The organism is Pseudomonas sp. BMW13, assembly GCF_013357275.1.
GTDB lineage: Bacteria > Pseudomonadota > Gammaproteobacteria > Pseudomonadales > Pseudomonadaceae > Aquipseudomonas > Aquipseudomonas khazarica.
In genome coordinates this window covers 102,689-115,496 of record NZ_SUKD01000014.1, presented here as the reverse complement: position 1 = coordinate 115,496, position 12,808 = coordinate 102,689, and the positions used below count along the sequence as shown (strand labels likewise).

Annotated in this window: 11 protein-coding genes; 7 read left to right on the top strand and 4 right to left on the bottom strand. The window is 66.6% G+C overall.

Annotated elements, in window-relative coordinates; translation table 11 throughout:
• Positions 1 to 960, bottom strand: a 960-nt coding sequence (locus E4487_RS12630; RefSeq protein WP_175253505.1) for a cbb3-type cytochrome c oxidase subunit I, incomplete at its 3' end; no start/stop codon positions are given.
• A gap of 101 nt (positions 961 to 1,061) precedes the next feature.
• Here E4487_RS12630 and E4487_RS12625 point away from each other — a divergent pair.
• The 4 genes from E4487_RS12625 (at position 1,062) to E4487_RS12610 (ending at position 5,219) form a co-directional block, all read left to right on the top strand.
• The gene (locus tag E4487_RS12625; RefSeq protein WP_373921523.1) at positions 1,062 to 1,739 is read left to right on the top strand and encodes an alpha/beta family hydrolase; all 678 of its coding nucleotides are present in this window, start codon (positions 1,062 to 1,064) and stop codon (positions 1,737 to 1,739) included.
• Between the two features lie 323 nt (positions 1,740 to 2,062).
• Positions 2,063 to 3,472: a circularly permuted type 2 ATP-grasp protein gene (locus E4487_RS12620; RefSeq protein WP_037053112.1), complete on the top strand. Its 1,410-nt coding sequence runs from the start codon at positions 2,063 to 2,065 to the stop codon at positions 3,470 to 3,472.
• Between the two features lie 2 nt (positions 3,473 to 3,474).
• Entirely contained in the window at positions 3,475 to 4,425 is a 951-nt protein-coding gene (locus tag E4487_RS12615; RefSeq protein WP_037053110.1) for an alpha-E domain-containing protein, read from the top strand.
• Positions 4,422 to 5,219, top strand: a complete 798-nt coding sequence (locus tag E4487_RS12610; protein WP_047590582.1) for a transglutaminase family protein — start codon at positions 4,422 to 4,424, stop codon at positions 5,217 to 5,219. Before E4487_RS12615 ends, E4487_RS12610 begins: the two co-directional genes overlap by 4 nt.
• Here E4487_RS12610 and E4487_RS12605 read toward each other — a convergent pair.
• Positions 5,114 to 6,457 (bottom strand): MFS transporter, encoded by a 1,344-nt coding sequence (locus E4487_RS12605; protein ID WP_218952934.1) that lies wholly within the window; start codon positions 6,455 to 6,457, stop codon positions 5,114 to 5,116. The two genes, E4487_RS12610 and E4487_RS12605, sit on opposite strands and share 106 nt — an antisense overlap.
• A 125-nt stretch (positions 6,458 to 6,582) precedes the next feature.
• Here E4487_RS12605 and E4487_RS12600 point away from each other — a divergent pair, with 125 nt between their 5' ends.
• Entirely contained in the window at positions 6,583 to 7,470 is an 888-nt protein-coding gene (locus tag E4487_RS12600) for a LysR substrate-binding domain-containing protein (protein WP_175253504.1), read from the top strand.
• On the opposite strand, the gene E4487_RS12595 is transcribed toward E4487_RS12600, so the two are convergent.
• Complete coding sequence (locus E4487_RS12595; protein ID WP_175253503.1) at positions 7,467 to 8,276, bottom strand: cytochrome c; 810 nt, start codon at positions 8,274 to 8,276, stop codon at positions 7,467 to 7,469. The genes E4487_RS12600 and E4487_RS12595 overlap by 4 nt on opposite strands.
• Positions 8,273 to 8,635 carry a rhodanese-like domain-containing protein gene (locus E4487_RS12590; protein ID WP_175253502.1) on the bottom strand — a complete coding sequence of 121 codons (363 nt, stop codon included), beginning with the start codon at positions 8,633 to 8,635 and terminating at the stop codon, positions 8,273 to 8,275. Before E4487_RS12590 ends, E4487_RS12595 begins: the two co-directional genes overlap by 4 nt.
• A 686-nt stretch (positions 8,636 to 9,321) precedes the next feature.
• On the opposite strand from E4487_RS12590, the gene E4487_RS12585 reads away from it, so the two are divergent.
• Together E4487_RS12585 and E4487_RS12580 are read left to right on the top strand one after the other, a co-directional pair.
• Positions 9,322 to 10,527, top strand: coding sequence for an acetyl-CoA C-acetyltransferase (locus E4487_RS12585; protein ID WP_037053104.1), 1,206 nt, complete (start codon positions 9,322 to 9,324; stop codon positions 10,525 to 10,527).
• A gap of 120 nt (positions 10,528 to 10,647) precedes the next feature.
• Positions 10,648 to 12,792, top strand: a complete 2,145-nt coding sequence (locus tag E4487_RS12580) for a 3-hydroxyacyl-CoA dehydrogenase NAD-binding domain-containing protein (RefSeq protein WP_175253501.1) — start codon at positions 10,648 to 10,650, stop codon at positions 12,790 to 12,792.
• Positions 12,793 to 12,808 lie beyond the last annotated feature (16 nt).

The following is a 12,808-nucleotide window of genomic DNA, read 5'->3' as shown; positions in this document are numbered from 1 at the left end:
GGACATGCCGTAGAAGGCCAGGGAGACCACCAGGAAGCGCAGGATCGGGTCGGTGCGCAGCTTATGCCAGGCGCCGGAGAGGGTCATCATGCCGTTGATCATGCCGCCCCAGCTCGGTGCCAGGAGAATCAGCGACATCACCATGCCGAGGGACTGGGCCCAGTCCGGCAGCGCGGTGTAGTGCAGGTGGTGCGGACCGGCCCAGATGTAGACCGCGATCAGCGCCCAGAAGTGGACGATGGACAGGCGGTAGGAATAGACCGGACGACCTGCCTGCTTGGGCACGAAGTAGTACATCATCCCCAGGAAGCCGGCGGTCAGGAAGAAGCCCACGGCGTTGTGGCCGTACCACCACTGGATCATCGCATCGGTCGCACCCGCGTACAGCGAGTAGGACTTGGTCAGGGTGACCGGAATCTCCATGTTGTTGATCAGGTGGAGGATCGCCACGGTGAGAATGAAACCGCCGAAGAACCAGTTGCCCACATAAATGTGGCTGACCTTGCGTTGCATGACGGTGCCGAAGAAGACGATGGCGTAGGACACCCACACGATGGTGATGAGGATATCGATCGGCCACTCGAGCTCGGCGTATTCCTTGGAGCTGGTCCAGCCCAGCGGCAGGCTGATCGCGGCCAGCACGATCACCAGTTGCCAGCCCCAGAAGGTGAAGGCAGCCAGCTTGGGTGCGAACAGCGTGGTTTGGCTGGTGCGTTGCACCGCGTAGTAGCTGGTGGCGAACAGTGCGCAGCCACCGAAGGCGAAGATCACCGCATTGGTGTGCAGTGGGCGGAGCCGGCCGAAGCTGGTCCAGGGTAGGTTGAAGTTCAGTTCGGGCCAGGCCAGCTGGGCGGCGATGAATACGCCGAGTCCCATGCCGACGATGCCCCAAACCACCGTCATAATGGCGAACTGGCGAACCACCCTGTAGTTGTAGGCGGAACGGGTTGTTGTGTTCATGTCTGGGCTTCCATCCACGGTTATGGCAGAGCGGTCGACATCCGTGGCACCCCTAGGCATGAGCAGGCCATGAACACCACGGATATCGACGCGAGGCAAGCATGAGCAAAGGGCCATCTGGGTTTATTGACGCCGATCAATGTGAGCAGGGGCTGCCCTGGTTGTGGGACGAACCGCCGCAGGCGGCAACGGCCACTCTGATCCTGGCGCACGGGGCAGGCGCAGCGATGGACAGTCCGTTCATGCAGCGCATCGCGCAGGGGCTCGCCGCGCGCGGCGTGCGCGTGGTGCGCTTCGAGTTCGCCTACATGGCCCAGCGCCGTGTGGATGGGCGCAAGCGCCCCCCCAATCCCCAGGCGCAACTGCTGCAGCAATGGCGTGACGTCCATGCCCAGGTGCGCCAACGCGTCGCAGGGCCCCTGGCCATCGGCGGCAAGTCCATGGGCGGGCGCATGGCCAGTCTGCTGGCAGACGAACTGGGGGCGGTTGCCCTGGTTTGCCTGGGCTACCCTTTCTATGCCGCCGGAAAACCGGAAAAGCCCCGTGTCGCTCACCTGGCCGAGCTGCGCACGCCGACGCTGATCGTCCAGGGCGAACGCGATGCGCTGGGTAATCGTGAGGCGGTCGCCGCCTACGCATTGTCCTCGGCCATCGACCTGCACTGGCTGGCTGCCGCCGACCACGACCTCAAGCCGCTGAAGGCGTCGGGCTACACTCATGAGCAGCACCTCGACACGGCCGTGCAGGTCGTTGCCGAGTTTCTTGCCGCCAGGCAGTGAGGGGGCACTTCAGCCGGGGACAGGTCATGCCGTCGCCTGCGTGCGAAAGCGATTGCACTTGACCGGGCGGTCACGCAATGTGACGGACAGCTTGCCCGCGTCCGGCGTGGAGCGGGTGGTGCAGGCTTTCTGCCTGCATCGCAAGGCGTTCGCCGCTCCTGCGCCACCTAATGGGGCGACAGGTTGTGACGGCAACATCGCGCCGCACCTTGATGGTGCGTGGAGTATTCGATCATTTGCTAGGTTGTTGAAATTAAAGGATTAATAGTGCTGGCTCGGGCCTTGCAGAGGATGCTGCAAGTCCGGGTGACAAGGAGTACGGCATGGCCCGCACCTTTTATGACGAGATGTACGACGCGAGTGGCGCTGTCCGCCCGCACTACCGAGAGTTCGCCCGCTGGCTGGCGGAAACGCCGGACGAGCTGCTGGCCCAGCGCCGGCGCGAAGCCGATCTGTTGTTCCACCGCGCGGGTATCACCTTCACCCTCTACGGCGACGATCAGGGCACCGAGCGGCTGATTCCCTTCGACATCGTTCCACGCGCCATACCCGCCAGCGAGTGGCGCATCGTCGAGCGTGGCTGCATCCAGCGGGTGCAGGCGCTCAACCTGTTCCTCGCCGACCTCTACCATGACCAGCGCATCATCAAGGCGGGCATCATCCCGGCCGAACAGGTGCTGGCCAACGAGGGGTACCAGATGGCCATGCAGGGGCTCGACCTGCATCGCGACATCTACGCGCACATCGCCGGGGTGGACCTGGTGCGCGATGGCGACGGCAGCTACTACGTGCTCGAGGACAACCTGCGCACGCCGAGCGGCGTCAGCTACATGCTCGAAGACCGCAAGATGATGATGCGCCTGTTCCCCGAGTTGTTCGCCGCGCAGCGCGTGGCGCCGGTGGATCACTACCCGAACCTGCTGCTCGATGCGCTGAAGAGCTCCAGCCCGCTGGACAACCCCACGGTCGTGGTGCTGACCCCGGGGCGTTTCAACAGCGCCTATTTCGAGCACGCCTTCCTGGCCCGCGAGATGGGTGTGGAGCTGGTGGAGGGGGCGGACCTGTTCGTGCGTGACGACAAGGTCTACATGCGCACCACCGCGGGGGCGCGCCAGGTCGACGTGATCTACCGCCGTCTCGACGACGCCTTCCTCGATCCGCTGGCCTTCAATCCCGAATCGATGCTCGGCGTCGCCGGGCTGCTGTCGGCCTATCGCTCGCGCAACGTGGTGCTGGCCAACGCCATTGGCACCGGCGTCGCGGACGACAAGTCGGTCTATCCCTTCGTCGGCGACATGATCCGCTTCTACCTGGACGAGGAGCCGATTCTCAAGAACGTACCGACCTGGCAGTGCCGCAAGCCGGAGGAGCTGTCCCACGTGCTGGCCAACCTGTCCGAGCTGGTGGTCAAGGAAACCCAGGGCTCCGGTGGCTACGGCATGCTGGTCGGGCCGGCGGCGAGCAAGGCCGAGATCGAGACCTTCCGTGCCCGCCTGATCGCCAAGCCGGAGGCCTACATCGCCCAGCCGACGCTGAGTCTGTCGACTTGCCCGACCTTCGTCGAGCGCGGCATCGCACCGCGCCATATCGATCTGCGTCCGTTCGTCCTGACCGGCCGCGAAACCCGCCTGGTGCCTGGCGGCCTGACGCGCGTGGCACTGCGCGAAGGCTCGCTGGTGGTCAACTCGTCGCAAGGCGGCGGGACCAAGGACACCTGGGTGGTGGAGGACTAATCATGCTCAGTCGTACTGCCTCCGATCTGTACTGGATGTCGCGCTACCTGGAGCGTGCCGAGAACCTCGCGCGCATGCTCGACGTCAGCTACTCGCTGTCGCTGATGCCGCAGGACGGCCGTGGCGACGGCCTCGACGAACTGGCCATGCCTCTGCTCATCACCGGCACGCTGGACGAATACCTGGAGCGTCATGGCCCGTTGCATGCCGAGCGCATGCTGCACTTCTTCGCCCTCGATGCGAGCAACCCCGGCAGCATCTACTGCTGCCTGCAGGCGGCGCGCAGCAATGCGCACGCGGTGCGCGGGCGCATCACCGCCGACATGTGGGAGAACATCAACGCCACCTGGCTGGAAATGCGCGGCATCGCCGAGCAGGGCCTGGGGCGCTACGGCATCAGTCGCTTCTGCGAGTGGGTCAAGGAGCGTTCGCACCTGTTCCGTGGCGCCACCTTCGGCACCATCATGCGTGGCGAGGCCTATCGCTTCATCCGCCTGGGCACCTTCATCGAGCGCGCCGACAACACCCTGCGCCTGCTCGATGCGCGCTACGAAATGCTCGGCGAAGAGATCGACGAACTGGAGGAGCGCACGGCGCGCAGTTACTACCAGTGGAGCGCGCTGCTGCGTGCGCTGTCCTCGTTCGAGGCCTTCGCCGAGATCTACCGTGGCTCGCCGCGCACACGCAAGGTCGCCGAGCTGCTGTTGTTGCGTCCGGACGTGCCGCGTTCGCTGCGCGCCTGCATGGAAGAACTCAACCTGATGCTCGCCGGTCTACCAGGAGAGAACGGTCGCCCCGCACAGCGCCTGGCCGCCGAACTGGATGCGCGCCTGCGCTACACCAGCATCGACGAAGTGCTCGACGAAGGTCTGCACGCCTGGCTGACCGACTTCATCCTGCTGGTGCGCCAGCTGGGCAACACCATCCACACGTCCTATCTGGAGGTCGCATGAGACTTTCGATCAGTCATGACACCACCTACCGTTACGATGATCAGGTGCGCGCGAGTATCCAGTACCTGCGCCTGACCCCACATGACAGCGAGCGACAGCAGGTGCTCAGCTGGCAGCTCGATCTGCCGCGCCCGGTGCATGCGCAGATCGATCCGTACGGCAACATCCTGCATGTGCTGACCCTGGACGAGCCGCACGAGGCCATCGTCATCGGCGCCCGGGGCCAGGTGGAGATCGACGAGACGTGCGAGGCCGAGCACGAGCAGCAGTCGGCGTTGCCGTTCCTGCGCTTCACCCGCCTGACCCAGGCGGATGACGCCATTCGCGAGTTCGCCGCGCAGCACGCCAGGGCGCATAGCGACCGCAACGGCCTGATCGACCTGATGCATGCGCTCAATGCCCATATCGTCTATCAGCCGGGCGTCACCGAGGTGGATACCAGCGCCGCCGAGGCCTTCGCCGGTCGTCGCGGTGTCTGCCAGGACCACACCCATGCCTTCCTCGCCTGTGCTCGCAGCCTGGGGGTGCCGGCGCGCTACGTGTCGGGCTACCTCTACACGGACGATGCCGAGCACCTGGCCAGCCATGCCTGGGCCGAGGCCTGGGTCGGCGATGCCTGGTACAGCTTCGACGTGACCAACTGCCTGGCACGCCCGGAGCGTCACCTGAAGCTGGCGGTCGGCCTGGACTACCTCGATGCCTGCCCGGTGCGCGGCATGCGCCGTGGCGGTGGTTGCGAGCAGATGCATGCGCAGGTGCAGGTCGCGCCGTTGCTGCAGGTGCGCCAGCAGTAGGGCCGCTCAGCCGCGCGCAGCAGCGGCCAGGCTGCCAGCGTCAGCAGGGCCGCCACGCCCCACACCAGCGGCCAGTCACCGTGGCGCAGGCCGGCGGCGACCAGCGTCGGGGTGAGGAACATGCCGGCGAACACCAGGGTGTTGGCCATGCCCAGCACCGTGCCTGCACGGGCCACGCCGGCCTGGCTGGCCAGTTCGGTATAGGCCACGCCATGCCACGCCGAGATCAGGATGCCGCAGCCGATCAGCAGCGCCAGCACCAGCGCCGGGGGCAGCATCTGCCGCGTCAGCAGGGCGGTGGCACCGGCCAGTAGCAGGTAGGCTGCAGCGGCCGCCAGCACGCAGCGCCACAGGTACAGATGACGATTGCCGTTGCGGTCGCTCCAGCGCCCGCTCAGCACGCGTGCGACGGCGGCACCGAGCTGCAGGGTGGCCAGGCTGGCGCTGACCATGAGCAGGCTGCCGCCGAGCTGCTCGTGTATGAACACCGCACCGAAGCTGAGGATCACGAACTGCGGCATGCACAGCACGCCGATACCCAGCGCCAGGCGCCACAGCGGCGCTTCGCTCCAGGCCGGGCGCAGGGTGCGGCGCTCGGGTTCCGCCTGGGACTGGCCGGGAGCCTCGTGCAGCCAGCGCCAGGTCAGGTAGCCGGCCAGCGCGCAGAGCCCGGCGAGCAGGCCGAACACCAGGCTGAACCCCTGCTGGCGCGCCAGTGACGGCAGCACGCAGGCCCCCAGCAGGCCGCCCAGGGGCACGGCGGTCTGGCGGATGCTCATGGCCAGCCCGCGTTCGCCGGGGCCGAACCAGGCCATCACCGCGCGACCGCTGGCGGCGTTCACGCTACCTCCGGCCAGCCCGGCGAGCGTCAAGCCGGCGCACAGGCGTATCAGGGCGCCATCACCCGGCTGCCCGCCGATGGCCAGGCCAAGCAGCGCCAGGCCAGTCACCAGCAGGCCGCAGAGCAGCACCGGGCGGTCGCCCCAGCGGTCGGTCAGCATGCCCCAGGGCAACTCGCTCAAGGCCAGTCCCAGACCCATGCTGCCGAAGACCCAGGCCAGTTCGGCATGGCCGAAGCCGTAGTCGCTGCTCAGGCTCAGTGCCGTGGTCGGCAGGCCGGCGGTAGCGGCGATCAGCGCGGCGTTGGCGACGAAACCGGCGATCAGCACCTTCCAGCGCTGGCTCAGCGGCGGGGCCTGTGGCGGACAGGTGGTGGCGGTGGGTGCGGGCATGTTCATGATCGGTTCTCGCTGCACATGCGCAGGCCGGATGCCTCGCGCTTGAGGTCTGGCAGTGTGCGAGAGAGAATCCGTGCTGAAAATCGGATAATTTCCAACTGTTGATTCCAAAAAACGGGAGTGTCATGCGCCTGACCAACTTCGACATGGACGCCCTGCGCACCTTCGTTACCGGGGTCGAACTGGGCAGCTTCGCTCGCGCCGCGCAGCGCCTGGGGCGCTCGACCTCGGCCACCAGCGCACAGCTGCGCAAGCTCGAGAGTCAGGCCGACGCCTTGCTGCTGCGTCGCGCGGGGCGCGGCCTGGTGCTGACCGACAGCGGCGAGCTGATGCTGGCCTACGCCCGACGCCTGCTGGCCCTCAATGACGAGGCCTGTGCCGCGCTGCACAGCGGCCGGCTCGGTGGTGAGGTGCGTCTGGGCCTGCAGGAAGACTTCGGCGAAATCCTCCTGCCGGAGGTGCTCGGCCGCTTCGCGCGCTTGCATCCACGGGTGCGCATCGAGGTGCGGGTGGCGCGCAACGCCGAGTTGCTCGAGGCGCTCGCCGCTGGTGGGCTCGACCTGGCGCTGGTCTGGGGTGGCGATCCCGCTGCGCCGGGGCGCGAGCTTCTGGGCCGGGTGCCGATGTGCTGGATCGGCGACGCCGAGGTGCTGGCCCGCTGGCGCGAACAGGCGGGCGAACCGTTACCCCTGCTGTGCTTCGAGGCGCCATGCCTGTTCCGTTCCGAGCCGTGCGCGGCGCTGGATCGTGCCGGTTTGCCCTGGCGCGTGGCGTTTTCCAGCGCCAACCTGGGGGGACTGTGGGCCGCCGCGCGTGCGCGCCTGGGCATCACCGTGCGTACGGCGTTGTGCCTGCCGGCCGGCGTCGAGGTCCTGCCGAGCGGCAGCAGCGGGTTGCCGCCGCTGCCGACGCTGGAGCTGGCCCTGCATCGCGCCGAGACGCAGCCGAGCGAGCCGGTGCAGTTGCTGCAGAGCCTGATTCGCGAGGCGCTGGAGGAGAGCCTGCCGCACTAGCCCGGCGGCGGGAGCTTGCGCGTGGCCATGTGCTGCAGGTAAGCGATCAGCTGCTGCAGCTGCGTGGCGTCGAGCACCTGCTCGGAGAAGCCGGGCATGCGTGCCTGTGGCCAGCGCCGCAGGCTTTGAGGGTCACGGATGTACTGGCGCAGGAAGTCGCCGGTGAAGTACTCGGTGGGGTTGTAGGGGATATTCAGATCGGGGCCGAACGCGGAGTCACCGGCGCCATTGAGGCGGTGGCAGGCCATGCAGTTCTTCTGAAACAGGGCGAAGCCGGCCTGCACCTCGCTGTTCGCGTCACCGGCCGGGAGCAGGGCGGGGAAGCGTTGCTCCACCGCTGCGAGCTGGCGAATCCTGACGACCTGGAAGGGCCACTGCTCGGGGCTGATCTGGCTGGCGTGCGGGTCGGTCCAGACCAGGTAGAACGGCCCCGCGCTGGCCTTGCCCTGGGCCAGCGGTGGCCACGGCTCGTCCGGGTCTTCGATGGCCAGCCAGGCCTTGGCCCCCTCGTCGGCCAGCAGCAGGGCGGCCGGAAGCTCGGCGGCGAAGCCGTCCGATGCCACCGCCTGCAGGTGATCGCCCGCCGTCACGCCCTCGAGCAGCGCGCGGATCGGGACCGCACGGTAGCGCATGGGGCGCTTGTAGCTGACGTCGTCGGCGATCTCGATGTCGCGGGCCTGAGGGTGGTGCAACAGTTCGCTGCTGCTCCAGCTGCGCGTGCCAGCGTTCAGTTGTGCGGCGAACTCGCCGGCCTGCAGCGAGAGGGAACAGCCAAGAAACATCAGGCTGACCAGCAGCCCCCTCATTCGCCGCGCTCCAGGAGCGGCAGCAGGTCGTCATAGCCGCCTGCGTTGATCACCCGGCTGTAGCCCAGTGCCTGCAGCTTGTCCTGCGCGAATGAGGAGCGCCGCCCGCTGCGGCAGTACAGCACCAGCGGGCGGTCCTTGTCGGGTGCCACGCTGGCGATGCGTTCCGCGATCCGATCATGTTCGAGGTTGATGGCGCCGGGCAGGGCGCCGTCGGCGAATTCCTCGGCGCTGCGCACGTCGATCAGCAGGCTGTCTTCGTCTTGCAGCGTCTCGAGTGCGGCAGCCTGGTCCACTTCCGCGGCGTGGGCGCCGGCAAGGGTGAACAGGCCGGTAAGGAAGAGAATGGCGAGGCGCATGTCTGGCTCCGGGGCTGGCGAGGGATCGAACTATCTTTGCCCGATGCGGGCGCGCCGTCCAGACGGGGTGTCATCAGGTCATGGGAAAGCACCCGCCCTGTGCCGAGCGCACCACGGCGTCTGCACAGCAGCGGGGTCGTTGCTGGGTCAGCTGACCAGACGGGTCAGGTTGGGAAGGATCAGTATGACCGCCGTGGCGAAGAGAATGACGCCAGCCTGACGGTATTTCGGCTGCTTGTTCATGGCCATATGCCTCTTGTTGTTATGGGCGTCGTGTCGGACGCCTGCCGGTCTGCCTGGCGAGCTGCTGCCTGGGCGTAGTTCCATCGACCGTCCCGGCATGACCCAGCGACGGTTCCCTGCACCGGTTTTCGTCAAGGTGCATGACTAACTCTAGGGCTGCAGTCAGCGCTTTCTTAGATGACTTGGTTGCTAATGGCTGGCTGCTAGGAAACACGCGCTATGACGCGCGCCAGGTGCGCAGGCCGCATGCCTTGTGGCAGACAGGTTGCTCGGGCCCATGTGCCCGTTGACGAACAAACGACCGTTCGTCTGAGCTCAGTGGTCAATGGCGCTGAGCGCTTCGGTCATTGAGCGCTGGCCTCGTGGCGCTAAGGTAGGGACGCTCAAACAAGAACCGGCGCGGCGCCGTGATCGCCAGCGCCGCATGACCTTCCGAGGATGCCATGACCGAAGCTTATATTTTCGACGCGGTACGCACGCCGCGTGGCAAGGGCAAGAAGGACGGCGCGCTGTACAGCGTCAAGCCCGTCCAGCTGGTCGCCGGCCTGCTGACTGCCCTGCAAGCCCGTAACGATCTGGATACCAGCCAGGTGGACGACATCGTGCTGGGCTGCGTGACGCCGGTAGGCGACCAGGGCGCCGACATCGCCAAGACCGCCGCGATGGTGGCCGACTGGGACGTATGCGTGGCGGGCGTACAGCTCAATCGCTTCTGCGCCTCGGGGCTGGAGGCGGTGAACATGGGGGCGATGAAGGTGCGCTCCGGCTTCGAGGACCTGGTGGTGGTCGGTGGCGTCGAGTCGATGTCACGCGTGCCCATGGGTTCCGACGGCGGCGCCTGGGTGATGGACCCGGAAACCAACATTCACTCCAATTTCGTGCCGCAGGGCATCGGCGCCGACCTGATCGCGACGCTGGAAGGGTTCACCCGCGCGGACGTCGATGCCTTCGCCCTGCGTTCGCAGCAGAAGGCCGCACGCGCCAGCGGCAATGGCGCATTCGCCAGGTCCCTGGTGCCGGTCCGCGACCAGAACGGCATCCTGCTGCTCGAACATGACGAATTCATCCGTGGCGACTCGACGCTGGAGGGGCTGAACAAGCTCAAGCCCAGCTTCGAGATGATGGGGCAGATGGGCTTCGATGCCACCGCCTTGCGCGTCTACAGTCATGTCGAGCGTATCGAGCATGTGCACACGCCGGGCAACAGCTCCGGCATCGTCGATGGCGCCGCGCTGATGCTGATCGGCTCCGCGGCCAAGGGCAGCGAACTGGGCCTGAAACCACGTGCGCGCATCGTCGCCACGGCGGTGACCAGTACCGATCCGACCATCATGCTCACCGGTCCGGCGCCCGCCACGCGCAAGGCGCTGGCCAAGGCGGGGCTGGCGGTGGATGACATCGACCTGTTCGAGGTCAACGAGGCCTTCGCCTCGGTGGTGATGAAGTTCATGAAGGACATGGGCGTGAGCGAGGACAAGGTCAACGTCAATGGCGGCGCGATCGCCATGGGCCACCCGCTGGGCGCCACCGGCTGCGCGATCCTCGGCACGCTGCTCGACGAACTGGAGAAGCGCCAGCTGCGCTATGGCCTGGCCACCCTTTGCGTGGGCGGTGGCATGGGTATCGCCACCATCATCGAACGTATCTAGGAGCTGTCACGGGCGACTGCGCTCGGCCACGCGGCGCTGGAAGTCCAATGATTTCCGCCTTGCCTGAGCTGCGCGCGTGACGCCCCTGAAGCACTCCCCGAATATTTGGGACGTGAAAAAATGACTGACGCCATCCGCTACGAAAAAGGCCAGGACGCTATCGTCGTCCTGACCATGGACATGCCCGGCCAGAGTGCCAACACCATGAACGCGGTGTACCGCGAGGCCATGGCCGAGATCGTCGACCGCCTGGAGGCGGAAAAGGACACCATCGCGGGGGTCATCGTCACCTCGGCGAAGAAGACCTTCTTCGCCGGCGGCGACCTCAACGAACTGATCCAGGTCACCCCGGCCGACGCCCAGGGTTTCTACGAGATGATCCTCAAGATCAAGGGCCAGCTGCGCCGTCTCGAGACCCTCGGCAAGCCGGTGGTCGCGGCTATCAACGGCGCCGCGCTGGGTGGCGGCTGGGAGATCGCCCTGGCCTGCCACCAGCGCATCGCCCTGAACGAGCCCCATGTGCAGCTCGGCCTGCCGGAGGTCACCCTGGGGCTGCTGCCCGGTGGCGGCGGCGTGGTGCGCATGGTGCGCATCCTCGGCCTGGAAAAGGCGCTGCCGTACCTGGCCGAAGGCAAGAAGGTGCGCCCGGAGGCAGCGCTCAAGGCCGGGCTGATCCATGAGCTGGCCGGCGACCGCGAGGAGATGCTGGCCAAGGCGCGTGCCTGGATCGCCGCCAACCCGACCGCGCGGCAGCCCTGGGACGTGCAGGGCTACAAGATTCCGGGGGGGGCGCCGAGTTCACCGAACGTGGCGCAGATGCTGGCCATTGCCCCGAGCGTGTTGCGCGACAAGACCCGGGGCTGCTTCCCCGCGCCGGAGAAAATCATGTGCGCGGCGGTCGAGGGCGCGCAGGTCGACTTCGACACCGCGCAGATCATCGAGGCGCGCTACTTCACCGAGCTGACCTGCGGCCAGGTGGCGAAGAACATGATCGGCACCTTCTGGTTTCAGCTCAATGAGATCAATGCCGGCGGTTCGCGCCCGCAGGGATACCCGAAGACCCGGACGAAGAAGGTCGGTGTGCTCGGCGCGGGCATGATGGGTGCGGGTATCGCCTACGTATCGGCAGCGGCGGGTATCGAGGTGGTGCTCAAGGACGTGTCCGTCGAAGCGGCGGAGAAGGGCAAGGGCTACTCGGCCAGGCTGCTGGACAAGAAGGTCGGCAGGGGGCACATGAGCGCCGAGCAGCGCGACGCCTTCCTCGGGCTGATCAAGGCGAGCGACAGCGAGGCGGACTTCGACGGCTGCGACCTGATCATCGAAGCGGTATTCGAGGATCGTGCGCTCAAGGGCAAGGTCACCGCCGCCGCAGAATCCGCCGCGCTGGGCGACGCAGTGATCGCCTCCAACACCTCGACGCTGCCGATCACCGGTCTGGCGACTGCCGTGGCCAGGCCGGAGAACTTCATCGGCCTGCATTTCTTCAGTCCGGTGGACAAGATGCCGCTGGTGGAAATCATCCGCGGCGAGAAGACCTCCGACGAGACGCTGGCGCGTGGTTTCGACTACGTCATGCAGATCAAGAAGACCCCCATCGTGGTCAACGACAGCCGTGGTTTCTTCACCTCGCGGGTGTTCGGCACCTTCACCAACGAAGGCCTGGCCATGCTTGGCGAAGGCGTCAGTGCAGCGATGATCGAGAACGAGGCACGCAACGCCGGCATGCCGGTCGGCCCGCTGGCGATCAGCGATGAAGTGTCGATGAGCCTGATGAATCACATCCGCCAGCAGACCATCAAGGACCTGGCGGCAGAGGGCAAATCCATCCCCGAGCACCCGGCCTTCGCGGTCATCGACATGATGCTGGGCGAGTACAAGCGTCCAGGCAAGGCGGCGGGCATGGGTTTCTACGACTACCCGGCCGCAGGCAAGAAGCACCTGTGGCCCGAGCTCAAGGCGCGTTTCGAAAAGGCCGATGCGCAGATTCCGCAGCAGGATGTCCGCGACCGGATCCTGTTCATCCAGGCCATCGAAACGGTGCGCTGCGTCGAGGAGGGCGTGCTGCAGTCGGTGGCCGATGCCAACGTCGGCTCGATCTTCGGTATTGGCTTCGCCGCCTGGACGGGCGGTGCGCTGCAGTACATCAATCAGTACGGGGTGAAGGACTTCGTCGCCCGTGCGCAGTACCTGGCCGAGCAATATGGCGAGCGCTTCCTGCCGCCGGCGCTGCTGCTGGAGAAGGCGGCCAAGGGCGAGTGCTTCTGAGGCGACTGGTGTGCAA